The organism is Stenotrophomonas sp. YJH_SMC_110, from assembly GCF_059369255.1.
The window spans coordinates 875,099-898,113 of the sequence record NZ_JCAFSM010000001.1; the positions used below are offsets into that span (position 1 = coordinate 875,099).

Here is a 23,015-nt window from a genome sequence, read left to right on the forward strand (position 1 = left end):
CGGCGCCCGGTCATGCCCGGCGCGCGCAGCCAAGTCTCCGGCAAGAAGCCCCCTTGTTGTTCAAGGGGGGCGCGCCGAAGGCGCGGGGATAAGGGGAAATGCGCGGACCGCCAAGCCGCTGCAAGCGGTGAAGGTGGTTGCAGCAGCAACCGAAAAAATTGGCCATGATCGGCTGACCCCCACGTCGTACGGCCCGCCCGTTCCGCCCGCCATGCCCGAATACCGTTCCCGCACCTCCACCGCCGGTCGCAACATGGCCGGCGCCCGCGCCCTGTGGCGCGCCACCGGCATGAAGGACGGCGACTTCCACAAGCCGATCATCGCCATCGCCAACTCCTTCACCCAGTTCGTGCCCGGCCACGTGCACCTGAAGGATCTCGGCCAGCTGGTCGCGCGCGAGATCGAACAGGTCGGCGGTGTCGCCAAGGAATTCAACACCATCGCCGTGGACGACGGCATCGCGATGGGCCACGACGGCATGCTGTATTCGCTGCCCAGCCGCGAGATCATCGCCGACGCCGTGGAGTACATGGTCAACGCGCACTGCGCCGACGCGCTGGTGTGCATCAGCAACTGCGACAAGATCACCCCCGGCATGCTGATGGCCGCGCTGCGCCTGAACATCCCGGTGGTGTTCGTCTCCGGCGGGCCGATGGAAGCGGGCAAGACCAGGCTGTCCGAGCACAAGCTGGATCTGGTCGATGCGATGGTGGTGGCCGCCGATGACAGCGCCTCCGACGAGAAAGTCGCCGCGTTCGAGCGCAGCGCCTGCCCCACCTGCGGGTCCTGCTCGGGCATGTTCACCGCCAACTCGATGAACTGCCTGACCGAGGCGCTGGGCCTGTCGCTGCCCGGCAACGGCACCACGCTGGCCACCCACGCCGACCGTGAGGCGCTGTTCCGCCGCGCCGGCCGCCTGATCGTCGAACTCTGCCATCGCTGGTACGGCGGCGAAGACCCCAGCGCGCTGCCGCGCGGCATCGCCACCCAGGCCGCGTTCGCCAATGCGATGACCCTGGACATCGCCATGGGCGGCTCCACCAATACCATCCTGCATCTGCTGGCCGCCGCACAGGAGGCGGAGGTCGACTTCGACCTGACCCACATCGACGCGCTGTCACGGCGCGTGCCACAGCTGTGCAAGGTGGCGCCGAACACGCCGAAGTACCACATCGAGGACGTGCACCGTGCCGGCGGCGTGTTCGGCATCCTCGGTGAGCTGGACCGCGCCGGCCTGCTCGATACCACGGTGCCGACCGTGCACAGCGCCAGCCTGGCCGACGCGCTGGAACGCTGGGACGTAGTGCGCAGTGACAACGACACCCTGCATGCCTTCTTCAAGGCCGGCCCGGCCGGCATCCCCACCCAGGAGGCCTTCAGCCAGGCCACGCGCTGGCCGACCCTGGACGTGGACCGCGCCGAGGGCTGCATCCGCTCGCTGCAGCATGCGTACTCACTGGAAGGCGGCCTCGCCGTGCTGCGCGGCAATCTGGCCGTGGATGGCTGCGTGGTGAAAACCGCCGGCGTGGACGAATCGATCCACGTGTTCGAAGGCCCCGCGCGCGTCTATGAAAGCCAGGACGCGGCCGTCGCCGGCATCCTCGCCGACGAGGTGCAGCCGGGCGAGGTGGTGGTGATCCGCTACGAAGGGCCGAAGGGCGGCCCCGGCATGCAGGAAATGCTCTACCCGACCAGCTACCTGAAGTCGAAGGGACTGGGCAAGCAGTGCGCGCTGCTCACTGATGGCCGCTTCTCCGGCGGCACCTCGGGCCTGTCGATCGGCCACGTCTCGCCGGAAGCCGCCAGCGGCGGTGTCATCGGTCTGGTGGAGAACGGCGACCGCATCCGCATCGACATCCCGGCCCGCCGCATCGACCTGCTGCTGGATGAGGCCACGCTGGCCCAGCGCCGCGCCGACGCCGACGCACGTGGCTGGAAACCGCGCGCGCCACGCCCGCGCAAGGTCACCAGCGCGTTGAAGGCCTACGCCCTGCTGGCCACCAGCGCCGACAAGGGCGCCGTACGCAACACCGCCCTGCTCGGCGATTGATGCCGATCCGGTAGTGCCGGCCGCTGGCCGCCATCTGGGAAAAGGGGACGGAGGGGATTAAGTCGTTTGTGCCTCAAACGACTTAATCCCCTCCGTCCCCTTTTTTCAGCCGATCACGCGCTTGAACGGCGGCAGCGCGTCGATGATGCGCTTGCCGTAGCGGCGGGTCAGCAGCCGCGAATCAAGAATGACCACGCGGCCGGTGTCGGTGGAGGTGCGGATCAGGCGGCCGGCGAACTGGGTCAGCGTGCGCAGCGCATGCGGAATGGCGATCAGGTTGAACGCGTTGAGCCCGCGTCCCTCGAACCACTCGCTGAGGGTGGCGGTCTGCGGGTCGGTCGGCACGGCGAACGGCACCTGGGTGATCACCACCGTGGTGCAGGCCTCGCCGGGCAGGTCGAGGCCCTCGCCGAACGAGTTCAGGCCGAACAGCACCGAGCCCTCGCCTGCCTCGACACGCCGCAGGTGTTCCTCGATCAGCCGGGTCTTGGACATCTCGCCCTGCACCAGCACCTGCTTGCGGCGCGCGGCCGGCATCAGCCCGGCCACCTTCTCCATCTTCCAGCGCGAGGTGAACAGCACCATCGAGCCCTTGGCCCAGTCCAGTTCGGTGTCCAGGTAGCGCGCCACTTCGCGCGGGTGGCCTTCGCGGTCGTCCGGCGTGACCGGGAACTTCGGCACGATCAGTTCGGCCTGGTTGGGCAGGTCGAACGGCGACGACAGCGAGACCATCTCGGCCTCTTCCGGAATGCCGTTGTCGATCGCCAGCGCCTGGAAGTCGCCACCGCCGGTCAGCGTCGCCGAGGTCATCACCACCGAGTCCACTTCATCCCACAGCAGCTTGCGCAGCACGTGCGCGGCCGACACCGGCGAACCGTGCAGCACCAGGTCGCCATCGCGGGTGGCAGTCACCCAGCGCGCCATCGGCGGCGCGCCGTCCTTGTCTTCGCGGCGCCACGCCTGCCACAGGTTGTACTGCTGCTCGATCATCTCCAGCGCCATGCCCAGGTTGCGCTGCAGGCGCTCGCGCGCGGCATCGTCCGGCTTGCCCTTGGCCACCTGCGTGGTGGCCGCATGCGCCCAGTTGTAGAGGCTGCGGGTATCGTCGGCCAGTGCCTCGATCGGCTCGCGCCAGGCCTCGGGCAGGCGTCCATTGGCCGCGCGCCACATCGGCTCTTCGTCCGCCGGCGCCGGCATCCACACCCGCTCGATGTGATCACGGAACGCGCGCAGCTGCTTGGCCACGTTGCTGGCGACTTCGATCGCTTCGTTGGGCAGCAGGTTGCCCAGCCGGTCCTTGTCGACCGCGCGGTACGCACCGGCGATCAAGATCTGCAGGCGGCCGGTGCGCTTGGCCATCTCGTCCAGCGCGAGGCTGGCCGCGCCCTGGTCGATCGCCACGTTGCCGATGTGATGGCCTTCGTCCAGCACCAGCAGCATGTCCGAGGGTGGCGCGATCAACGGCTGGCCGTTGTCGCTGTCACCGATCGACAGCGCCGACAGCAGCAGCGCGTGGTTGGTGACCACGATCTGTGCGTCGCGCACCGTATTGCGCGAGCGCAGCACCGCGCACTGCGCCGAATAGGCGCAGCGTCGCCCGGCACAACCCGAGGCCGGCGTGGTGATGCGGCTGCGCAGGCCGGGACTGATGGTCTCCGGCGCATTGTCGATATCGCCATCCCAGCTGCCGCTGGTGAAGGCGTCGGTCAGGCGTTTGGCGATGTCCATCTCGATCGGCGCCAGCGGCCGGTCGAACAGTGGCGCGTCATCCTCGAACATGCCGCCCTGCGAGCCCTCGCCCTGCGCCTCGGCGGCATTGCGCGTGCACAGGTAGCGGGTGCGTCCCTTGGCCAGCGCCACGGTCGCTTCCAGGCCGGTGGCCTTCAGGAAATTCGGGATATCGCGCTCGACCAGCTGCGACTGCAGCGCCACGGTGCCGGTGCTGATCACCAGCTTCTTCTTGGTGGCCAGCGCGATCGGCACGCCTGCGGTGAGGTAGCCCAGGCTCTTGCCGACGCCGGTCGGCGCCTCGACCACGCCGACGCCACCGCTTTTCGACAGCGCGCGCGACACCACGCCGATCATCTGGCTCTGCGAGCGACGGGTGGAGAAGCCGGGGGTGTTGGCCTGCAGCGTCGTGTACGCCTTGCGGATCGCGTCCTTCAAGGTGTCATCGAGCGTGCGCGGAGCGGCGACGGTTTCGGTCACGCCGGGAACTACCGTAGCTGGATCAGGCCGGTCATTGTCGCATGGCCGGCCGCGTTCACTGTTGCTGGCACCCTGAACGAGCCAGCGACGACGCCCGCCGGCGCGCACGGTCCGAAGCCCGCGCCGCACAGGGGCGAAACACGCCGGGCGTGGCCCGGCGCCAGCGCTCAGGCGACCAGGGCGGGACGGCTACGCAGCAGGCGCACCAGCGCCCACACCAGCAGCACCACGCCGATGGCCTCGACCATCGCCAGCGCGAAGTGCACCACGCCGAAGATGGCGCTCATGCCCGAGATGGCGCTGAAGTTGCCGCTGCTGACCAGCCACATCGGCAGCATGCCCGCCGCCAGGCCACCCAGGCTGGACAGCAGCAACAGCAGCAGGCCGACCAGCGCGCCGGTGCGGGTGGCATCGCGCGGCGCACCGACCACCCAGACCAGGCCGACGCACAGCGCGATCAGCACCGGCAAGCGCACGCCGACCATGCTCAGCACGGTCACCATCAGGGTTGTGCTGTCCATCGGTCAGTCCTCGCCGGCCAGCACGGCCGAGCCCTGGCGCAGCGACTGGTAGACCTCGCCGGTCTGCGGGCGCACGCCGTGCCACTGCAGGAAGCTCTCGGCGGCCTGCTCGACCAGCATGCCCAGGCCGTCGACGGTATTGCGGCACTGCGCCGCACGGGCCCAGGCCAGGAAGGCGATGGCCGCCTCGCCGTAGTTCAGGTCGACGGCAGTGGTCATCGAATTGACCAGCGACAGCGGCAGCTTGAACTCGACGTCGCGGTCGCGGCCAGCCGAGGTGGCATTGACGATCAGTTCGAAGTCGCCGAGGTCGCGCAGGTCTTCCCAGTAGCGGCTGATCGCACGGCCGGGCTCGCCCATCGCGTCGATCAGTTCGTCGGCGCGCTCCGGCGTGCGGTTGACCACCACCAGTTCGGTGATGCCGGCATCGAGCAGCGCCGGGGCGACGCTGCGCGCCGAGCCACCGGCGCCGATCATCAGCACGCGGCGGCCGCGCAGGTCCAGGCCGTGGCGGTCGGTCAGGTCGCGCACCAGGCCGATGCCATCGGTGGTGTCGCCGTGCCAGCGGTCGCCCTTGCGCAGCAGCGTGTTGACCGAGCCGGCGCGGCGCGCGCGCGCGGTCAGCGTGGTGCACACCGAGAACGCGGCTTCCTTGTGCGGCAGGGTGACGTTGGCGCCGACACCGCCCTCGGCGGCGAAGGCCTCCAGTCCGGCCAGGAACGCATCCGGGGCCAGGTCGATCGCGCGGTAGTCGATGGCGATGCCTTCCTGGCGACCGAACGTCGCGTGGATCTGCGGCGACTTCGAGTGGGCAACGGGGTGTCCGAAGACGGCGTAACGGTCGGTCATGGAATCCTCAAGCTGGCTAGACTGATGCTCTTTCGTGCACGGAACCGGATGATGCGCATCACCCCGCCCCTGCTGGTGCTCGCCGCCAGTCTACTCTCTGCCCCCGTGGCGATGGCGTTGAACGAGTACGGCATCGAAGGCATGGGCGTGGTCTCGACCCGCGCCGACGAGGGTCGCGCCACGATCAGCGCCGATGGCCAGCGCATCGTCTTCGCCCGCCGCGGCGAGGCCGGCTGGGGCCTGTGGGAGGCGCGCGTGGTGGACGGTCGCTGGCAGCAGGCAAAGGTACTGCCGGTAGGTGTGGCCGGTGAAGCCCGCGATCCCTACTTCAGCCGTGACGGCCGCTGGCTGCTGTTCGCGGCCGGCCGCGAGGGCGCGCTGGCGCTGTACCGCGCCGCGTTGGCCGCCGACGGCCGGCTGGGCCCGGCGCAGCCGCTGGCCGGTGACGGCGGGCGCCGGGAAGAGCGCGGGCCGGCCCTGAGCGCGGACGGCAAGCAGCTGTTGTTTGCCCGCCAGCAGGGCCGTGGCGCCGGCTGGGACCTGTTCGTGGCGACGCTGGATGCGCAGGGCCTGCGCGGCCCGGCCAGCGCACTGAGCGCGTTGAACAGCGCCGACGACGAGACCGACGGCGACTGGCTGGGCCAGGACGGCGCCGTGGTGTTCAGCCGCGGCAATGGCAGTACCGCGCAGGTCTGGAGCAGCGGCTGTGCGTGGAGCGGTGTAGCGCTGCAGCCGCTGGGGCTGTCGTTCAACCAGGCCGGCGGCTGGACCGGTGCGCCGGTGGTCGACAACGCCAAGCCGGGCGAGATGATGGTGGCCAGCAGTGCAGCGAAGGCGCCGCGTGCCGGTGGCGTGGACGTGTACCGGTTGGCGGTGCCGAAGGTGGCGGCGGTGGCCGGGTGCGCGCGGTAGATCCACGCCATGCGTGGATGGCCGTTTGGGAGATGCCAACCTTGGTTGGCATACGTGAAAGCGCCAACCAAGGTTGGCGACTACCAGTAGATCCACGCCATGCGTGGATGAAACGCCCTGTCAGCGCGACAACACCTTGGCGCGCAACTGCTCGTACTCCATCTCGCTCAGCTGGCCGTTGTCCTTGCGCTGGTTCAACGCGGCCAGCTCGGCCTGCACGGTCTCCGGCAGCGCCTGCTCACGGGCCACGTGGCGGGCAGCGGAGAGCTGTTCCGGCGGGCGCTTGCCGGCCCGCCAGGCGGCGATGAAGACAGCGACGATGATGGCGCCGAACACCAGCGTACCGGTGCCCCAGATCAGCCATTGCACCCATCCCAGTTCGGGTCCCATCGCGCAGTCCTCCGTCTATCGTGGCGCTATTGTCAGCGCTCGCGCAGCCATCGCGCCACCTGCGGCGCGAAATAGGTCAGCACACCATCGGCGCCGGCCCGCTTGAAACCCAGCAGCGACTCCAGCACGCAGGCGCGTTCGTCCAGCCAGCCGTTGGCGAAGGCGGCCTTCATCATCGCGTACTCGCCACTCACCTGATAGGCGAAGGTCGGCACACCGAATGTCTCCTTCACCCGGCGCACCAGGTCCAGGTACGGCATGCCCGGCTTGACCATCACCATGTCGGCGCCCTCTTCCAGGTCCAGCGCGATCTCGCGCAAGGCCTCGTCGCCGTTGGCCGGGTCCATCTGGTAGGTCTTCTTGTCGGCCTTGCCGAGGCTGGCCGCGCTGCCCACCGCATCACGGAACGGGCCGTAGAACGCCGAGGCGTACTTGGCCGAGTAGGCCATGATGCGCACGTTGATGTGGTTGTCGGCATCCAGCGCACGGCGGATCGCGCCGATGCGGCCGTCCATCATGTCCGACGGCGAGACGATGTCCACACCGGCCTCGGCGTGCGACAGCGACTGCTTGACCAGCGCTTCGACAGTGATGTCGTTGAGCACGTATCCCTTGTCGTCGATGATGCCGTCCTGGCCGTGGGTGGTGTACGGGTCCAGCGCCACGTCGGTCATCACTCCCAGTTCCGGGAAGCGCGACTTCAGCGCGCGGATCGCACGCTGCGCCAGGCCGTCCTCGGCCCACGCCGCCGACGCGTCCAGCGACTTCAGCGACGGGTCGATCACCGGGAACAGGTCGATCACTGGAATGCCCAGTTCCAGCGCTTCTTCGGCCACCTTCAGCAGCTCTTCGATCGACAGCCGCTCCACGCCCGGCATCGACGGCACTGCGGTGCGGCCCGCACGTTCGTGCACGAACACCGGGTAGATCAGGTCGTCGGTGGTCAGCGTGTTCTCGCGCATCAGGCGGCGCGAGAACTCGTCGTGGCGCATGCGGCGCGGGCGGTAAAGCGGGTGGGACATGGCAGGCTCCGAGGAGTGGCTATTGCAACAGGTAGCCCTGCGGCAGCAGGGGTTCGGGCAACGGGCGTTCGCCGAGCGCGTCGAGCTGGTCGATCTCGATCGTGCGCACCAGCGCGTCCAGCGGCAGGTCGTTCGGCTCCAGGCCGAACGGGTCTTCCATTTCTTCGCCCAGCTGGTCCAGGCCGAAGAAGGCGTAGGCCAGCACCGCCGACAGCACCGGCGTGCCCCAGCCCAGCGAGCTGGCCAGGCCGAACGGCAGCAGCACGCAGAACATCCATGCGCAGCGATGCAGCAGCAGGGTGTAGGCGAACGGCAGCGGCGTGGTGAGGATGCGCTCGCAGCCGGCCTGGATCGACGACATCGCGTGCAGGCGCTCTTCCAGCTGGGTGTAGAGGATCGGGTCGAGTTCGCCGGCGCGCAGGGCGTTGGCCAGCTCGGCAGCGATCATCGACAGCAATGCGTCGGGCACGTTCTCGCGCTGGCCCAGCTGCTCGCGCTGCGGCTTGTCCAGCCACGGCAACGCCGCCAGGGCCACGATGCGCCCGCGCAGGCGCGCGGCCAGCGCATGGGCAAAAGCCGTAGTGAGGTAGGCGATGCGGCGGCGGCTGCCGGCGTCATCGGCCAGCAGCAGGTTCACCTGGCGGGCCAGCGAACGCGATTCGTAGACCAGCTGGCCCCACAGCTTGCGGCCTTCCCACCAGCGGTCGTAGCAGGCGCTGTTGCGGAAACTGAGGAAGATCGACAGGACCAGGCCGAGCAGGGTGAACGGCGTGACGGAAACGCGCTCGATGCCGGTCGGCGGCGCCAGCTCCACCACCGCGGCCACCGCGATGGACAGGATCAGGATGGCCAGCACCTTCGGCGCGATCGCTTTTACGATCGAGCCGCGCAGGATGTACAGCAGTTGCCAGCCGTGGGGACGGGGTCGGATGATCATGGGGCAGCCGCGCCGGGCGCGGATTCACAGGCACGCGGGGGGCTCGCGCAGCCGTTCATTGTACGCCCCTGCCCGGCCCGCGGCCGTGTACCTGCGACGCCCTGTCGCACCCGGCGATGCGGCTCAGATCACGCCGCCACCCAGGCCCAGGCGCAGGATGCCGACCACCACCACGATGCCGTTCAGCACCAGCCCAGCCCAGGCCCGGCCGCGCTTGGTCGGGTGGGTGAACAGGATGCCCAGCGCGGCGATCACCGCGCCCACGGCGGCGAACGGGATCAGGAACCAGTTGCCCCAGCCCAGCAGCGGAATCAGCGCCAGGATCATCCACAACAGCGCCAGTACGCCCCACAACAGACTGATCACGCCCATTCCACTCTCCCGCAGTTGGTTCCTGTCTGTGCACCATAGTCGTTCCCGCCGTCGCCGCCTACTGCCGTTGGCGGGGCTGTCACCAGCAGCGTGCTAGCGTGCCGCCGTGCCTGCTCTGGGCCGGGTGTTGGCGCCGATTCAGAGTGGCCCGCCGATGATCGCAACCAGTCCTACAGGGGTCGTGCCATGAACATCCGTTGGGCCGCGTTGGCGGCCATCCTGCTGGTCGCCGCTGGCTGTGCCAGCACCTCCAAGGTCATGCTGGGGCGCGCCCGCGCGCCGATCGATCCGGCACTGGTGCAGATCTATTCGACGCCGCCGGCCGGCTCCCAGGAAATCGCCCAGCTGGAATCGGCGTCTGCCGTGGGCTTCGGCACGCAGGGCCAGACCGATGCAGCGGTGGCGCGCCTGAAGCGCGAGGCCGCAGCGCTGGGCGCCAATGGCGTGGTGCTGATGGGCGTGGGCAGCAGCGGCTCACCGGTGGGCATGTCGGTGGGTGCCGGCACGTTCGGCTCGCATGTCGGCGGTGGCGTCGGCATCGGTATTCCGACCACGCAGAAGCGCGCCGCCGGCGTGGCGATCTGGGTGCCGAACCCGGAACCCCCGGCACGACTGCCGACGCAGGTGATCACCCCGCAGCGGTGACGCGGCAGCATCACCGCGGGTAGTGCCGGCCGCTGGTCGACAACCTCAGAAATCCTCCCGACGTCAGGGGAATGCCGGCCAGCGGCCGGCACTACCGGGGGGTGTTCAGCGCTTGTACTTCGGCACGAACACCTTGTTCACCGCGTCGGCCAGCTGGTCCGGCGGCAGCAGGCCCTGGTCGAGCAGGAAGTTGTTGAACGCCAGGCGGTCGAACTTCGCACCCAGTGCCAGCTCAGTCTGCATGCGCAGTTCCAGGATACGGGTGTAGCCGTAGAAGTAGCTGCCGGCCTGGCCCGGCATGCGCACCATGTAGCGGTCCAGTTCCTGGGTGGCCATCGCCTTGGACAGGCCGACCTGCTCCATCAGCACGCGCTCGCCGTTGGCGCGGTCGGTCAGGCCGAGGTTGAGCATCGGGTCGAGCATCGCGCGTGCGGCGCGCAGCAGGCGGAACTGCAGTGCGATCATCTGCCCGTCCAGCGGCTCGTACGGCACCATCTCGGCCTCGGCATACAGCGCCCAGCCTTCCACGTTCACCGAATTGAACGCGAACATGGTGCGTGCCAGCGACACGCCGCGCTCGACCATCGCGGTGAACTGCAGCTCGTGGCCGGGGCGGCCTTCATGCGCGCTCAGCGTCCACGCCGCCGCACCGAAGTTGAAGTCGTCGTACTGTGCGCCCGGGCCCGCGGCCGGGTTGCCCAGCGGCAGCACGAAGGTGCCCTGCTGCCCGGTGTTGTTGACCAGCGGCGCAGGCAGGAAATGCGGGGCCGGGCTGGCCGCGCTCTCGGCGGCCGAACCCAGGCGCATCTGCATGGCGCGCTTGGGCACGTCGACGATGGCGTGCTCGCGGATCAGCGGATCGATCGCATCGATCACCTTGCGGTAGTGGCCTTCCAGATGGTCGTCGGCGATCTTGTCGGCCTTCAGCGCGCGGATCACCGCCACCGGGTCGCTCGGGTCGGCCACCTTCAGGCCCTTGTCCTTCACCACCAGCGGCGCCAGCTGCTGCATCGCCGAGCGGGTTTCCATGAACTCCAGCTGCGCACGCTGCATCAGCAGCTTCGGGTCGATGTCGATGCCGACCTGCTTGAGCTGGTAGGCGTACAGCGGCGCCGGCAGCCGTGCGTCGGTGCGCGCCTTCGGCAGCACGGTCGAGCGCGTCCAGCTGGCGTAGTCCTTCATCTGCCCGGCCAGGGCCTTCATCGCTTCATCGGCGCCGGCGATCTGGTACTTCTTCAGCAGCGACTCGATGCCGCTGATGTAGGTCTCGACGTTGTCCAGCGACTGCTGCACTTCGATCTTCGTCGGCTGCAGCAGGCTGCTGTCCTTCAAGCGCTCTTCGTAGCGCTGGCGGGCCAGCGCGGTGAACGCGGTGCCGCCCGGCTGCAGGCCGGCGTAAGCCTTGAGGCGGTCGATCGCCTTGGCCCGGCGCTCGGCCGGCACCTGGTCGGACAGCAGCAGGTTGAGGCCGCTGAACACCGTCTGCGGCGCGTCACTCCACGGCAACAGGTACTTCTCGTTGAGCTCACTGCCTTCGATGTTCTGGTTGGCGGCGTGGATCATGATCTCCAGGTCCTGGCGGACGTTGGGATCCTGCTCGGTGGCCAGCTTCGCCTTCAGTTCGTCGCGGGCCTTGGCCATCGCGGCGCGGTAGCGCTTGCCGTTGTCCGCGCCGAGGTCGGCCACCTTGTCGTCGTAGCCGGGCACGCCGAAGAAGCCGGTTTCTTCCGGCTGGAACGGGCCCTGCGCATCGAGCAGGATCTGCGCCAGTGCGTTGCTGCGGGCGACCCAGGCCGGGCTGGCCGGTGTGGCGGCCTTGGCGGCGGGTGCCGCCAGCGCCGGCGGTGCGGACAGCAGCGGGGCGGCGGTCAGGGCCAGGGCAACGGCCAACGCGATCGGCTTCATGGTGCACTCCAGGACAGGGTTGCCCGCACCCTACGCGCTCAGCGCGGTGGCGACAATCGGCCGGAGGTCACAACGCTGCGGTCAGCGGGCATTCGCCGCGTTCGCGGCAGGCCTGCAGTTCGCATTCCTGCGCGGCCTCATCGTCATCCAGCGCAGTCAGGTCGAAGGTCTGCTTGTTCTCGCCCAGCACGTACATCACCGGGTAGTCCCACACGTCGTCACTGCGGGTGCCCTTCACGAACAACCGGCCGTGTGCGCGGGGGCCTTCCAGGGCCACGGTCAGGCCGACATCGCGCTGGCCGTTGAGCGCGGTCTGCATGCTGCCCAGCGGCATCGATTCGGTACGCAGCGGCTCGCCGAAGGCTTCCACCAGTTCGATGCTGCAGCCGGCGCGACGCATCGCCTCGCGCATCGGTGGGCTCTCGCGTGCCGCCTCACTCCAGCGCAGCACGCTCCAGGCCACCGTGCCACCGGCCCCGGCCAGCACCAGCAGCACGGCCACGGGCATCGCCCAGCGCCAGTGGCGGGACCACCAGCCGGCGGGCTTCGGGCCGTGGGTGGGAATTGGCGGCGGCAGTGTCATCGGCGGGCTCCTTCCCGTCTGTGTTTCAAGGCTTCAGGCAGCGCCCCAGGAAGGCTTCGGCCACACGGTAGCGATGCAGGGCATCGGCGCCGGACAGGCCATGCTTGGCACCCGGGTAGGTCATCAGCTCGAACGGCTGTCCGCGCTTCTGCAGCGCGCTCATCAGACTGGTCGAATTGGTGAACAGCACGTTGTCGTCCGCCATGCCGTGGATCAGCAGCAACGGCGAGCGCAGCCCATCGATGTGGGTCAGCACGCGCGCTTCACGGTAACCGGCGTCGTTGCGCGCCGGCAGGTCCATGTAGCGCTCGGTGTAATGGCTGTCGTACAGGCCCCAGTCGGTGACCGGGGCACCGGCCACGCCGCAGGCGTACTGGTTCGACGCCTTGGCCAGCAGCATCAGGGTCATGTAACCGCCGTTGGACCAGCCCTGCACGCCGATGCGCGCCGGGTCCACCCACGGCTGCTGCTTGAGCCAGGCCACGCCGCGCAGCTGGTCGGTCACTTCCACCGTGCCCTGCTTCCCGTACAGCGCACCACCGAAGTCGCGGCCGCGGCGCGGGGTGCCGCGGTTGTCCAGCGAGAACACGACGTAGCCCTGCTGGGCCAGGTACTGGTTGAACAGATGGTCGCCACGGCCGGGCCAGCTGTCGGTGACAGTCTGGCTGGCCGGGCCGCCATAGACATACACCGCCACCGGGTAGCGCCTGGACGGATCGAAGCCGGCCGGCTTGATCAGGCTGTAGTGCAGCGGCGTCTTGCCGTCGGCGGCGGTGAGCGTGCCGAACTCGACCGGGCGCTGCGCGTCGCGGTAGCGCGCATACGGGTGATTGGGATCGGCCAGGTTGTTTTCCACCAGTGTGGCGATCTTCTCGCCGTTGGCGCGGAACAGCTCGATCTGCGGCGGCGTGGTGCTGTTGGACCAGCTGTCCACATAGACGCTGGCATTGCGGGCGAACGTGGCGCTGTGCATGCCCGGCGCCTTCGACAGGCGCTGCGGCTCACCGCCCTGCAGCGATACCGCGTAGATCTGGCTTTCGCGCGGGCTTTCGATGCCGGCACGGAAGTAGGCCTTGCCGGCCGTCTCATCCACCGCCAGCAGCTCGTCCACCGGCCAGTTGCCGTGGGTCAGCGCGGTGGTCTTGCCGTTGCTGTCGATGCGGTACAGGTGCTGGAAGCCGGTGCGCTCGGACGACCACAGTACGCTGCCGTCTTCAAGGAAGCGCAGGCTGTTGTGCAGCGGCACCCAGGTCGGGCTGGTTTCGTGGGCGAGTACGCGCTGGCGGTTGGAGTCGAGTGCCACTTCCACCAGGTCCAGCTGCTTCTGGTCGCGCGACTGGCGCTGGAAGCTCAGGTGCTGCGCATCGCGCCAATCGACGCGGGCCAGGTAGATGTCCTGTTCCTTGCCCAGGTCGATCCAGCGCGGCTGCGCCTCGGCGGCCGGTGCGATCACGCCCAGCTGCACGCGCACATTGGCGTCACCGGCGGCCGGGTAACGCTGTTCGATCACATCGGTGCGGTCGGCGTAGACCTCGTAGCGCTTCTGCACCGGCACCGGTGCCTCGTCGATGCGCGCGAACGCGATGGCCGAATCGTCCGGTGCCCACCAGTAACCGGTGTGGCGGTCCATCTCTTCATCGGCGACGAACTCGGCCACGCCGTTGCCGATGGTGGTGCTGCCGTCGCGGGTCAGCTGCAGCTGCTTTCCACTGGCCAGGTCGATCACCCACAGGTTGCGGCCGCGGATGAAGCTGACGAAGCCGCCCTTGGGCGACAGCTTGGCGTCGGTGGCGAAGCCCTCACCGTGGGTCAGCTGGCGCACGGCCGCCGCCCCCTGCTGCTTGAGGTCGTACAGGTACAGCTCGCCGCCCAACGGGAACAGCAGGCGCTGTGCGTCCGGCGACCACTGGTAATCGACGATGCCGGTCATCGCGGCGATGCGCTGGCGCTCGCGGCGCGCCTTTTCCTCATCGCTGAGGGTCTCGGTGCCGGGCAGCACCACCTTGGAATCAACCAGCAACCGGGTCTGGCCACTGCCGATGTCGTAGGTCCACAGATCCAGCTGGTTGCGATCGCTGTCCTTGCCGCGCAGGAAACTGACCTGCGAACCGTCCGGCGCCACCTTGGGCTTCATCAGGGTCGGGCCGGACAGCGGCAGCGGGCCGGTGATGGCCTCCAGGGTCAGCTTTTCGGCGTGGGCGGCGGTACTGGTGGCGAGCATGAGGGCAAGCGAAGCGAACAGGTGGCGCATGGAGGATCCCGGCAAACGGCAGGTCCGCCCGGCGGCGGGCGCGGGGCGGTCGTTCCCCCATCCTAACCAAGCCCGTGCAGGAAGGCAGCATGACCTTCTGCCCATGCTGCGGTGCTGGGGTCAGGGCCCTTTGCGTTGCAAAGGGATCCGACCCCGCGGCGGGTCAGCGCTGGCCGAACAGGTGCTTGCGCTCTTCGTCGCTGAGCGGCTTGCCGGCGTTCGGGTTCACCTGCTGGCGCAGCGCATAGGCGCGCTGGGTGGCCGGGCGCGCGGCGATGGCCTCGTGCCAGCGCTTGAGGTTCGGGAACGCGGCGAAGTCCACCGGCAGCTTGTCGTAGGCGCCGATCCACGGGTAGCTGGCCATGTCGGCGATGGTGTACTCGTCGCCGGCCAGGAAGGCGTGCTGGGCCAGGCGCTTGTCCATCACCCCGTGCAGGCGGCGCACTTCGTTGTCGTAGCGCTCGATGGCATAGGGAATTTTTTCTGGTGCGTACACGTTGAAGTGGCCCATCTGGCCACTCATCGGACCCAGGCCGGCCATCTGCCAGAACAGCCATTCCAGGGTGGCCACGCGGCCGCGCGGGTCGCTGGGCAGGAAGCGGCCGGTCTTCTCGGCCAGGTACAGCAGGATCGCACCGGACTCGAACACGCTCTGCGGGGCACCGCCATCGGCCGGGGCGTGGTCGACGATGGCCGGCATCTTGTTGTTGGGCGAGATGGCCAGGAACTCTGGCTTGAACTGGTCACCCGAGCCGATGTTGACCGGGTGGATACGGTACTCCAGGCCGGCTTCCTCCAACAGCAGGGTCACTTTGTGGCCGTTCGGGGTGGGCCAGTAATACAGGTCGATCATGGCGTCGGCTCGGGGTGCGGAAAGGAACCTGAAGTCTAGTGCGTGAGTTGGGTTGGCACCGTCATGGCGGGCCGGTAACCTCGCCTCTCCCCCGAAACGCAGCATCCCCCGCATGAGTGCAAACCGCCCGCCGCTCTCCCCGTTGTCCACGCTGATCTTCGCCTCGCGCTGGCTGCAGCTGCCGCTGTACCTGGGCCTGATCGTGGCGCAGTGCGTCTACGTGTTCCTGTTCGGCAAGGAACTGTGGCACCTGATCTCGCATTCCGCCTCGATGGGCGAGCAGCAGATCATGCTGATCGTGCTGGGCCTGATCGACGTGGTGATGATCTCCAACCTGCTGGTAATGGTGATCGTCGGCGGCTACGAGACCTTCGTCTCGCGCCTGCGCCTGGAAGGCCACCCGGACCAGCCGGAATGGCTGAGCCACGTCAATGCCAGCGTGCTGAAGGTGAAGCTGGCGATGGCGATCATCGGCATCTCCTCGATCCACCTGCTGAAGACCTTCATCGCCAGCGGTGCGCTGGGCGGTATCCCGCTGTGCACGCCGGAGCAGATGAGCGTGGCCGCCGCCAACATCGGTGTCGCCCGCTGCTCGATGCTGACCCAGGAAGGCGTGCTGTGGCAGACCATCATCCACTGCGTGTTCATCCTGTCGGCGATCGGCATCGCCTGGACCGACAAGCTGATGTCCAACGGCCACAGCAAGTCGCACGACAAGGCACACGACCACTGAGGTCGCCGCCGGCCACGACATGATCGCCGCGGCCCCACCCGGCCACCACCCCTTGTGCGGGGCGGTGGCCGGGATGCTAGATTGCATCCTCGCCGTTGCCGGCGGTGGCGTCGGGAAACGCCACCCTGCCGCGCCTGGACCACGGGTCCCGGCCATGCATATCAATGATTTACGTCACGTCGTCTTCTAAAGGGGAGCAGGATGTCGCACGTCTCAACGATCACCGCCGCGCGCCGGTGGCTGCCGGTTGCCTTGGCACTGGCGCTGGCCGCCTGCTCGGGCAAGGAAGAATCCGCAGCACCGGCTCCGGCCGCCGCCCCCACCGCCGCTGCACCGGCCGCACCGGTGGTCGCCGCCAAGGTGCAGTCGATGGGCACCGAGCAGCTGCGTGAGTCGGCCAGCCAGGCCCTGCGCGAGAACCGCATGTACGCGCCGGCCGGCGACAACGCCATCGAGTACTACCTCGCCCTGCGCGACAAGACCCCGGACGACGCCTCGGTGAAGAGCGCGCTGACCGACCTGCTGCCGTACACCCTGATCGCCGCCGAGCAGCACCTGGGGCGCGAGGACTACACCGAAGCGCAGCGGCTGGTGGCGCTGATCGAGAAGGTGGATGCATCCGCGCCGGCCCTGCCGCGCCTGAAGGACGGCCTGGCCAAGGGCGTGCAGAACGCGGCCAAGCGCACCGAGGCCGAAGCCGAGAAGGCCAAGAAGGACGCCGAGGACCGCAGCAAGCAGCAGACCGAACAGCAGCGCCTGGCCGAGCAGCGTGCCAAGGAAGCCGACGCGGCCAAGCAGATCGCTGCGCAGCAGGATGCCGCCCGCCGCGACAACGAGCGCCAGGAAGCCGAGCGCCAGGCCGCCGCGCGCCGCGAAGCCGAGCTGAAGCAGCAGCAGGCCGCCGCCCAGCAGGCCAGTGCCGCACGCCAGGCCGCGGCTCCAGCGGCCGCTGCGGCGCCGAACCTGCGCCCGGTCAGCACCCCGGCGCCGCGCTATCCGTCCGAGGCACTGCGTGCAGGCACCTCCGGCGAAGTGCTGGTGGAAATCACCGTCGGCACCGACGGCTCGGTGACCAACGCCCGCGTGCTCCGCGCAACACCGTCGCGCGTCTTCGATCGCGAAGCCATGAACGCGGTCAAGCGCTGGCGCTTCGAGCCGGTCAGCGCACCGGTCACCACCCGCCGTACCCTGGTATTCGCCCCGGGCGGCACCTGACCGCAAAAAGGGGACGGAGGGGATTAAGTCGTTTCCGCCCCCGCAATGAGGACACGGCCCGGCATGTCCGGGCCGTGTTCGTTTCAGGAGAGGCTGTCGATCAGGCGTTGCAGTGCCGGATCGCGCGCGGCCAGCACCTGGAACAGGCCCAGCGCATGCAGGCCCGGCAGCAGCCCACGCAGATCTGCTTCGGCGGTGGCCCGGGTGGCGTCATCGCTGGCGGGGTCCTGCCAGTCACGGACGCTGGCGAGGAAGGCGCCGACGCTGCCCTTGCGCACGGTGAGGCCGTTTACCTGTACTTCGTTCTGGTGGTCGGGAAGGATGTCCTGGGGCTGCATCGGGGCGGCTCGTGTTGAAATGGGCGCCCAGTGTGGCGCGCCCGGATCGGCGCTTCTGCCGTATAACTGCCAATGGATATGGCAGATCAGACACCGACCGGCTTGATTGATCCGGCATTGGCGGACGCCGACGACGGCCCCATCGTGCTGGCCGGCCAGCTGCGCGTGCCCGGGAGGCGGCGCACCGCCCGCCACCAACACCGGCGCGGTCAATTGCTGGGCGCCCATCAGGGCCTGTTGCGGATCGAAGCCGGGAATCTGCAGTGGCTGCTTCCGGCCGGGCACGTTGCCTGGATACCGCCGCTGCTGCCCCATGCGCTGCTCGGGGCAGACGGGTTCGATGGCTGGAGCCTGTACGTCCGCGCCGATGCCGGCCTGGATCTGCCCCCGCTGCCCCGTATTTTCCAACCCGATGCGCTGTTGCAGGCGGCGGTGACGCGCGCACTGCGCTGGCCGCATCAGGCACTGGACGCTGCGCAGGCACGCCTGGCCGGCGTCATCGCCGATGAGATCCGTGCCAGCACTCCCTTGCCATTTGCCCTGCCACAGCCGCGGGATCGCCGGTTGCGGCGGATCGCGGCGGCGCTGGCGCGTTCGCCGGACGACCTGCGCAGCGTCGAAGCGTGGGCAGCCGCCAGCGGACTGTCCAGCCGCAGCCTCGCCCGCCGTTGGCAGGCCGAAACAGGCATGGCCCTGGGCCAGTGGCGGCAGCGCCTGCGCGTGCTGCTGTCACTGCCACGCCTGCTGGCAGGCGAGCCGGTGATCAGCGTCGCCCTGTCGATGGGCTACGACACGCCCAGTTCCTTCATCAACGTGTTCAAGCGCGAGATGGGGGTAACGCCCGCGCGGTACGCAAAAGGGGACGGAGGGGATTAAGTCGCTTCTGACTCCTCCGATACGCCTGCGCGGCATTACCTGATGCCCTACGCCACGGTGCCGATGCCAGGCTGAGGCCCCCTTCGACCTGGGAATCCCATGCCCCGACAAGCGCGCCTGATGCTGGCCGGCCAGGCCTATCACGTGATCCAGCGCGGTGTGAACAAGGGTGCGATCTTTGTCGACGACATCGACCGGCAACTGTTCCTGCATCTGCTGCACAGCGCTTTCCTCAAGCACCGCGTCGCACTGCATGCCTACGTACTGATGGACAACAACATCCACCTGCTGGCCACGCCATCCACGCAGCGTGGGCTGGCCGATGCAATGCGCATGCAGGGCAACAACTATGTGCAGGCTTTCAACCAGCGGCACGGCCGCACCGGTCCCCTGTGGCAGGGCCGCTTCCATTCCTCAATGATCGACAGCGACGCTTACCTGCTCAGCGTATACCGCTACATCGAACGCAATCCCGTTCGTGCCGGCATTGCGGTCAGTGCTGAAGATCATCCGTGGTCCAGCGTGCACGGCAACCTTCAACGACGCGATGACCCCATGCTGACCCCGCATCCCGCATTCAGAGCGTTGGCCGCGACCGCTCGCAACAGGACGACGGTGTATGCGCGATTCCTGCGCGATGTGAATGCGTCCGCCGATCTGCCCGCAATCCGCAGTCATAGCGCCAAACAGCGTCCGTTGGGGGATGCTGCGTTCCTGCGGATGGTAGAGAAGACGCTCGGGCGCCCGGTGGCGATGCGAAGACAAGGCCGCCCACGCAAGGAGGGGACGGGAGGGGCAGAAACGACTTAATCCCCTCCGTCCCCTTTTTTGGGGTCAGCCGGAGATGGCCAGGCGCTCGTTGTGGTAGCGGCGCACGGCGGCGAACCACAGCACGGCGGCCAGGCCGAGGCTGGCACCAAGGTAGATCGCCCAGACCGTCGGGGTGATGGTCTCGTGGCGGATCACCTTCAGCAGCATCTGGTTCTGCGACAGGAACGGCACGGCGTACTGCCACATCTCGCTCTTCAGCGGGTAGGCCACCAGTGCGTAGCCGGGCAGCATCGGCAGCAGCATCAGCCAGGTCATGTGGCTCTGCGCTTCCTTCATGCTCTTGGCCGCGGCCGACAGGAAGGTCAGCAGCGAGGTACCGATCAGCAGCATCGGCAGCATCACCAGCAGCATCTGCAGCATCGAGCCGACGTTCATGTTGAACTGGCGGCCGATGTTGCCGGGTGCGATCTGCGCGCTCACCTTGAACGCGACCAGGGTCAGCAGCAGCGACACGAAACCGACCACGCAGGCGGCGGCGATCTTGCCGCTGACGATCGCGCTGCGCGAGCCCGGCGTGGCCAGCAGGGGTTCCAGCGACTGCCGCTCGCGCTCGCCGGCGGTGGCGTCCATCACCAGGTAGGCACCCCCGATGAACGAGGTCAGCGTCAGCAGTACCGGCAGCAGCATCGACAGGATCATGCCGCGCTTGGCTTCGGCACTGGCCAGGTCCTGGCGTGCCACGTCCAGCGGGCGTGCCACCTGTGCATCGATGCCGCGTGCCATCAGGCGCAAGGCACCGACCTGGCCGTTGTAGGTGGCCAGCGCCGCCTCCAGGCGTGCACTGGGTACCTCGGCCGCGCGACGCGTGCTGTCCTTGATCACCTCCACCAGCGCCGGCTTGCCCTCGGCCCAGTCCTTGCCGAAGTCCCCGCTGATGCGCAGCGCCACATCGATATCCTGGCTGCGGATGGCCTCGGCCAGGTCCTTCGGCGCCGGCGCGGCATTGAGGCCCTGTGCGGCGAGGAAGCGCACCAGGTTCGGCGCGTTCTCCGCGCCGATCGTCGGGATCTGCAACGGCTCCTCGATCTGGGTGCGCACCCGGCTCTCGGCCAGCTTGCCCATGCCCAGCAGCAGCACCGGGTACAGCAGCGGCCCGAACAGCAGGGTCAGCAGCAGCGTGCGGCGGTCACGCGACAGGTCGCGCAGTTCCTTGCGCATCACCGTCATCAGGGTCGACATCATGCTCATGCGTGCAGGCCCTCTTCGCTGCCGATCAGTTTCACGAACGCGTCCTCAAGATTGGCTTCACCGGCTTGTGCACGCAGTTCGTCGGCGCTGCCGGCGGCCATCACCGTGCCCTTGGCGATGATCACGATGTGGTCACACAACGCGCCCACCTCCTGCATGATGTGGCTGGACAGGATCACGCAGCGACCCTCTTCGCGCAGGCCCAGCAGGAAGCGGCGCAGCGCGCGCGTGGTCATCACGTCCAGGCCGTTGGTCGGTTCGTCGAGGATGACGTTGCGCGGATCGTGCACCAGCGCGCGGGCAATCGCGGTCTTGGTGCGCTGGCCCTGCGAGAAACCATCGGTCTGCCGGTCGAGGATGTCGCCCATGTCCAGCGCGTGCGACAGCACCTCGATGCGTTCGCGGATGCGCTCGGCCGACAGGCCATGCAGCTCGCCGAAGTAGGCGATGTTCTCGCGCGCGGTCAGACGCTTGTAGACGCCGCGCGCATCGGGCAGTACGCCCAGGTGGCGACGTACCTCCACCGGATTGCCGGCGGCATCGATGCCATCGACGCTGATGCTGCCCTGGTCAGGGGTCATCAGCGTGTAGAGCATGCGCATGGTGGTGGTCTTGCCGGCACCGTTGGGGCCGAGCAGGCCGGTGATCTGCCCATCGCCGGCGCGGAAGCCGACGTTGGCGACCGCCTGGATGCGGCCCGTGCGGGTATCGAAGGCCTTGTGCAGGTTGTCGGCGACGATCATGGTTCCCATCCGTTGAACGAGGTGAACGCCGGCACGTAGCTCAGCGTGTCCAGGCAGCCGGCATCCAGCGCCTTGGCATCGGTCTTGTCGATGAACTGGCCGAGCAGCCGCGGCATGCAGCCGGCGGTCAACGTGCCATGGCCCTGGCCACGGGCGACCAGCGCACGGCCATTGGGCAGGCCCTTGAGCACCTGTGCGGCGTAGCGCGGGGGGGTCACCGGGTCCAGCTCACCGGACAGCAGCAGTGCCGGCACGTCGCTGCGCAGCGGCACGGCATCGGTTGCCGGCGCCGGACGGTGCGGCCACACCGGGCAGGCGGCGAAGAAGGCGCTGGCCACTTCGTTGCCGAACAGCCGCTCGGGGTCCTCGGCCGGCGCGTGGTAGCGCGGCGCATCCTCGCTGCAGATCACCGACCACTGCATGCCGCGGTTGATCTGGAAATCCATGCTGCGGTTCGCGCCGCGCGCCAGCGATGCCAACGGGGCATAACGACCGTGCGCGGCTTCATCCAGCACCAGTGGCAGCAGCGAGGAATACTGCGGCACGTAGGAGAAGGCGAAGGCCAGGCCGACCACGCTGTCCGGCGTCAGGACATCCTGCCGCGGTGCGTTGGTACCCGGGTCGCGATACTCGACCGAGACCGGTGCACGGCGCAGGGTGTCGACCACGCTGCGCAGCTGCGCGCGGGTGTCGGTCGGGAAACGCTTGCTGCACGCGGCATCCTTGCGGCACTGCGCCGACTGCAGGGCGATCGCATCCTCGAAGGTGGTCGCGAAGTCGCCACCGACCACCAGCTCGTTCGGTACCACGCCATCGATGACGATGCTGCGGGTGTGCTGCGGATAGGCCCCGGCATAGCGCTGGGCCACGCGGGTACCGTAGGAGCCGCCAACCAGGTTCAGCTGGTCCACACCGAGCGCCGCACGCACCGCATCCAGATCGGCGATCGCCTCGGTGGTGGTGTAGAAGCGCGCATCGGCACGCCCCTGCAGCGATGCGGCGCAGCGCTGGGCGTAGTCGCGCAGCGATGCCTCGGAAGGCGCGGCATCCTCGTCCATCTGCAGCGGCTTGCCGTCCGCGCCCAGGCAGCTGAGCGGGTTGGAGCCGCCGGTGCCGCGCTGGTCGATCAGGAACACGTCGCGCTGCTTGCGCACCTGGCGCAGTGCGGTATCGACGATGACCGCCACCTCGCTGGCCGCCTGGCCGGGGCCGCCGGCCAGGAAGAACACCGGGTCGGGCTGGCTGGCGCCGCTGCTGCCCGATTCCAGCCAGGCGATGCGCAGGCCGATCCGGCGGCCATCGGGCTGGGCCCGGTTCTCCGGCACCTGCAGGGTGGCGCACTGCGCCTCCACGTTGGCGCTGGCGCCTTCGGTGGACAACGTGCAGGGCTGGAAGTCGATCGTGCCGAAGCGGCGGCTGGGTGCATCGCTGGCGCTTCCGGCGGCGGCCGGCGGCGGTTGGCTGCACCCGGCAAGCATCAGGCTGGCCAGCATCCCGGCCAGCGCGAGGTGGTGTCTTTGCATCGTGCTCGTTTCCCCTGGAGGACGTTCCTGTCGACCACGACGGGCTGCCGCGGAAGATGTGACCCAACTT

General features: G+C 68.6%; 22 protein-coding genes. 7 read left to right on the top strand and 15 right to left on the bottom strand.

Features of this window, described 5'->3' with window-relative positions; all coding sequences use genetic code 11:
- Positions 1-211: 211 nt before the first annotated feature.
- Complete coding sequence (gene ilvD, locus AC5P6H_RS03925; protein ID WP_495202324.1) at positions 212-2,050, top strand: dihydroxy-acid dehydratase; 1,839 nt, start codon at positions 212-214, stop codon at positions 2,048-2,050.
- Positions 2,051-2,155: 105 nt separating this feature from the next.
- Here the strand turns inward: ilvD and dinG are convergent, their stop codons facing one another.
- From dinG to aroE, 3 genes are all read right to left on the bottom strand, one after another.
- Positions 2,156-4,258: an ATP-dependent DNA helicase DinG gene (gene dinG / locus AC5P6H_RS03930; protein WP_049404916.1), complete on the bottom strand. Its 2,103-nt coding sequence runs from the start codon at positions 4,256-4,258 to the stop codon at positions 2,156-2,158.
- A gap of 167 nt (positions 4,259-4,425) precedes the next feature.
- Positions 4,426-4,779, bottom strand: a complete 354-nt coding sequence (locus AC5P6H_RS03935) for a hypothetical protein (protein WP_495202325.1) — start codon at positions 4,777-4,779, stop codon at positions 4,426-4,428.
- A gap of 3 nt (positions 4,780-4,782) precedes the next feature.
- On the bottom strand, positions 4,783-5,628 hold the full coding sequence (gene aroE, locus AC5P6H_RS03940; RefSeq protein WP_032959067.1) for a shikimate dehydrogenase: 846 nt from the start codon (positions 5,626-5,628) through the stop codon (positions 4,783-4,785).
- 48 nt (positions 5,629-5,676) lie between these two features.
- Here aroE and AC5P6H_RS03945 point away from each other — a divergent pair, with 48 nt between their 5' ends.
- Positions 5,677-6,540: a TolB family protein gene (locus AC5P6H_RS03945; protein ID WP_495202326.1), complete on the top strand. Its 864-nt coding sequence runs from the start codon at positions 5,677-5,679 to the stop codon at positions 6,538-6,540.
- Between the two features lie 120 nt (positions 6,541-6,660).
- Here the strand turns inward: AC5P6H_RS03945 and AC5P6H_RS03950 are convergent, their stop codons facing one another.
- The 4 genes from AC5P6H_RS03950 to AC5P6H_RS03965 form a co-directional block, all read right to left on the bottom strand.
- Positions 6,661-6,930 (bottom strand): gas vesicle protein GvpG, encoded by a 270-nt coding sequence (locus AC5P6H_RS03950; RefSeq protein ID WP_014648792.1) that lies wholly within the window; start codon positions 6,928-6,930, stop codon positions 6,661-6,663.
- Between the two features lie 32 nt (positions 6,931-6,962).
- Complete coding sequence (gene hemB, locus AC5P6H_RS03955) at positions 6,963-7,952, bottom strand: porphobilinogen synthase (RefSeq protein WP_014648793.1); 990 nt, start codon at positions 7,950-7,952, stop codon at positions 6,963-6,965.
- A gap of 19 nt (positions 7,953-7,971) precedes the next feature.
- Positions 7,972-8,889 carry a bestrophin family protein gene (locus AC5P6H_RS03960; RefSeq protein ID WP_495202327.1) on the bottom strand — a complete coding sequence of 306 codons (918 nt, stop codon included), beginning with the start codon at positions 8,887-8,889 and terminating at the stop codon, positions 7,972-7,974.
- Positions 8,890-9,012: 123 nt separating this feature from the next.
- Positions 9,013-9,261 carry a hypothetical protein gene (locus AC5P6H_RS03965; RefSeq protein WP_005420185.1) on the bottom strand — a complete coding sequence of 83 codons (249 nt, stop codon included), beginning with the start codon at positions 9,259-9,261 and terminating at the stop codon, positions 9,013-9,015.
- A 186-nt stretch (positions 9,262-9,447) separates the two neighbouring features.
- Between AC5P6H_RS03965 and AC5P6H_RS03970 the strand changes: the two genes are divergently transcribed.
- Positions 9,448-9,906, top strand: coding sequence for a hypothetical protein (locus AC5P6H_RS03970; protein WP_005420187.1), 459 nt, complete (start codon positions 9,448-9,450; stop codon positions 9,904-9,906).
- A 105-nt stretch (positions 9,907-10,011) separates the two neighbouring features.
- Here AC5P6H_RS03970 and AC5P6H_RS03975 read toward each other — a convergent pair whose 3' ends face one another.
- The 4 genes from AC5P6H_RS03975 to AC5P6H_RS03990 form a co-directional block, all read right to left on the bottom strand.
- On the bottom strand, positions 10,012-11,811 hold the full coding sequence (locus tag AC5P6H_RS03975; RefSeq protein ID WP_227864349.1) for a DUF885 domain-containing protein: 1,800 nt from the start codon (positions 11,809-11,811) through the stop codon (positions 10,012-10,014).
- A gap of 67 nt (positions 11,812-11,878) precedes the next feature.
- Positions 11,879-12,394, bottom strand: coding sequence for a cytochrome c oxidase assembly factor Coa1 family protein (locus AC5P6H_RS03980; RefSeq protein WP_014648795.1), 516 nt, complete (start codon positions 12,392-12,394; stop codon positions 11,879-11,881).
- A gap of 25 nt (positions 12,395-12,419) precedes the next feature.
- Positions 12,420-14,645, bottom strand: a complete 2,226-nt coding sequence (locus tag AC5P6H_RS03985) for a S9 family peptidase (RefSeq protein WP_495202328.1) — start codon at positions 14,643-14,645, stop codon at positions 12,420-12,422.
- A 163-nt stretch (positions 14,646-14,808) separates the two neighbouring features.
- Positions 14,809-15,498, bottom strand: a complete 690-nt coding sequence (locus AC5P6H_RS03990) for a glutathione binding-like protein (RefSeq protein ID WP_046433096.1) — start codon at positions 15,496-15,498, stop codon at positions 14,809-14,811.
- Between the two features lie 112 nt (positions 15,499-15,610).
- On the opposite strand from AC5P6H_RS03990, the gene AC5P6H_RS03995 reads away from it, so the two are divergent.
- Together AC5P6H_RS03995 and AC5P6H_RS04000 are read left to right on the top strand one after the other, a co-directional pair.
- A complete protein-coding gene (locus AC5P6H_RS03995; protein WP_041863948.1) occupies positions 15,611-16,231 on the top strand; it encodes a TIGR00645 family protein in 621 nt (206 codons plus the stop codon).
- A gap of 201 nt (positions 16,232-16,432) precedes the next feature.
- Positions 16,433-17,446, top strand: coding sequence for an energy transducer TonB (locus AC5P6H_RS04000; protein ID WP_014648799.1), 1,014 nt, complete (start codon positions 16,433-16,435; stop codon positions 17,444-17,446).
- 83 nt (positions 17,447-17,529) lie between these two features.
- Here the strand turns inward: AC5P6H_RS04000 and AC5P6H_RS04005 are convergent, their stop codons facing one another.
- Complete coding sequence (locus AC5P6H_RS04005) at positions 17,530-17,784, bottom strand: hypothetical protein (protein ID WP_049442042.1); 255 nt, start codon at positions 17,782-17,784, stop codon at positions 17,530-17,532.
- 78 nt (positions 17,785-17,862) lie between these two features.
- Here AC5P6H_RS04005 and AC5P6H_RS04010 point away from each other — a divergent pair, with 78 nt between their 5' ends.
- Together AC5P6H_RS04010 and AC5P6H_RS04015 are read left to right on the top strand one after the other, a co-directional pair.
- Complete coding sequence (locus AC5P6H_RS04010) at positions 17,863-18,660, top strand: AraC family transcriptional regulator (protein WP_197606601.1); 798 nt, start codon at positions 17,863-17,865, stop codon at positions 18,658-18,660.
- 99 nt (positions 18,661-18,759) lie between these two features.
- Entirely contained in the window at positions 18,760-19,470 is a 711-nt protein-coding gene (locus tag AC5P6H_RS04015; protein WP_495202329.1) for a transposase, read from the top strand.
- A 24-nt stretch (positions 19,471-19,494) separates the two neighbouring features.
- Here AC5P6H_RS04015 and AC5P6H_RS04020 read toward each other — a convergent pair whose 3' ends face one another.
- From AC5P6H_RS04020 to AC5P6H_RS04030, 3 genes are read right to left on the bottom strand one after another with little or no spacing between them, the layout of a single operon-like run.
- Positions 19,495-20,679: an ABC transporter permease gene (locus tag AC5P6H_RS04020; RefSeq protein ID WP_049404907.1), complete on the bottom strand. Its 1,185-nt coding sequence runs from the start codon at positions 20,677-20,679 to the stop codon at positions 19,495-19,497.
- The gene (locus AC5P6H_RS04025) at positions 20,676-21,422 is read right to left on the bottom strand and encodes an ABC transporter ATP-binding protein (protein WP_049442045.1); all 747 of its coding nucleotides are present in this window, start codon (positions 21,420-21,422) and stop codon (positions 20,676-20,678) included. The genes AC5P6H_RS04020 and AC5P6H_RS04025 overlap by 4 nt, the downstream gene beginning before the upstream one ends.
- Positions 21,419-22,945 carry an alpha/beta hydrolase gene (locus AC5P6H_RS04030; RefSeq protein ID WP_041863953.1) on the bottom strand — a complete coding sequence of 509 codons (1,527 nt, stop codon included), beginning with the start codon at positions 22,943-22,945 and terminating at the stop codon, positions 21,419-21,421. The genes AC5P6H_RS04025 and AC5P6H_RS04030 overlap by 4 nt, the downstream gene beginning before the upstream one ends.
- Positions 22,946-23,015 lie beyond the last annotated feature (70 nt).